The organism is Fusibacter tunisiensis, assembly GCF_016908355.1.
In the GTDB taxonomy this organism is placed as follows: domain Bacteria; phylum Bacillota; class Clostridia; order Peptostreptococcales; family Acidaminobacteraceae; genus Fusibacter_D; species Fusibacter_D tunisiensis.
The window spans coordinates 1-1637 of sequence record NZ_JAFBDT010000062.1; the positions used below are offsets into that span (position 1 = coordinate 1).

Annotated in this window: 1 protein-coding gene; it reads left to right on the forward strand. The window is 33.0% G+C overall.

Annotated features, from left to right (window positions below; all coding sequences use genetic code 11):
- Positions 1 to 177: 177 nt before the first annotated feature.
- A complete protein-coding gene (locus JOC49_RS13045; RefSeq protein WP_204665478.1) occupies positions 178 to 1437 on the forward strand; it encodes an IS1380 family transposase in 1260 nt (419 codons plus the stop codon).
- The last annotated feature ends 200 nt before the right edge of the window (positions 1438 to 1637 follow it).

Genomic DNA, 1637 nt, shown 5'->3' on the forward strand with positions numbered 1-1637 from the left:
TACCCCTATTCTGCATGGGGAAGTATAAAAACTGCTTTATTTGTTGAAATATCAATACTTAGGCAAATCAATCGATTTCACCCATTGGGTGAAAGAAAAAAATACTACTAATACTGTTTTTTGAGTCTGATTTAGGGTAAATATTTAATGTAAACTTAACCCTAAAGGAGGCCATTCATGATAAGTAAAATTGATTTCAGCGAAAAGAACCTTACCTCAAATTCAGGAACCTTAATGTTATATAATCACACTGATGCTGAAGGCATCTTTGAAATGATTGATGAGGAAGTCAAATTCCACAACCCATCTATTAACAAGATAAAAATGAATCACATTAAGTCTCTGTTGTGTGGTTTCTTCATTGGTATCGATAAACTTGAAAGAATGCGTCTGTTATACAATGATCCTTTAGTCTATGAAATGGCAGTCGATGTTAAATCACCTGAAACTATTTCAAGATTCCTTAAAAAATTTGACTACCGTACAACACACCAGTTAAGGACCGTCAGTTTTAAAGTATTCAACCATATGCTTTCTAAAAGTGGACTGTTAAAGATCACCATTGACATTGATAGTAGTGTCATTAATGTGGAAGGTCATCAAGAAGGTACTGCCAAAGGATACAATCCAAAGAAGAAAGGGAATAAATGCTACAATATCCAATTTGCCTTTTGTGATGAACTAAAGGCTTACATATCAGGTTATGTAAGAAGTGGTAATGCACATTCAGCAAATGGTGCATCTGAACTCATTAAAGAGATTTATGACAATATCCACTTTGAAGGTTTAGATATTTGTTTTCGAATGGATAGTGGTTATTTTGATGAGGAAATTATAAAAACCATAGAGTCCTTAGGATGTAAATATGTTATTAAGGCAAAAGCATATGCGACCCTAGTATCAAAAGTTCCATCAGATGAGTACTTTCAAAAGGGTTCTGAAGGTAGAGTTACAGCAGAACTATTTACAAAGTTAGATAAGTGGGATGACGATAGAAGAATTCTTGTATCTCGAGTTCTTAAGGAAAGCGGTGAAACTAATCAAATGACATTATTCGAGAAGGAATATCGCTATTTTTTCTTTGTGACAAATGATGAATCCATATCTTCTGAAGAAGTTGTCTTGTTTTATGAGAAAAGAGGAAATTGCGAGAATTACATTAAAGAATCAAAGTATGATATGAATGTTGGGAACCTTATTCTTCATTCTTTCTGGGCTAATGAAGCGATTTTTCAGTTAATGATGCTAACATACAACATTTTTCTGATGTTTAAGATGTCGTATATGACAGCAAAAGAGTATCGTCAACAGATAAAGTCCTTTAGATTGAAGTATGTCTTTCTAGCAGGGAAAATCATATCTACTGCAAGGTATAAGATTCTAAAATTACCGGAGCAATACCCCTATAAAGGTATTTACATACGTGCTCTAGCGTAAGCAGTAGGAATATATCTATTTTAAGTTATGAGTTCTATTAGTCATGCGAAGATTTCATAATTGGTTTATTAAAAACCTAATTATTCCTAGAACATGTTTTTAGTAAGGAGTTTTGTGATAAAATAGTATAGAAAGCAAGTCTGATTTATATGAATTTGACTATCATAGGAAAGCGCAACCAGAGACGCAGAATTCTGGTA

Coding starts and splice junctions, on each gene's coding strand:
- JOC49_RS13045 (WP_204665478.1), top strand. CDS start 178: ATGATAAGTAAAATTGATTTCAGCGAAAAGAACCTTACCTCAAATTCA.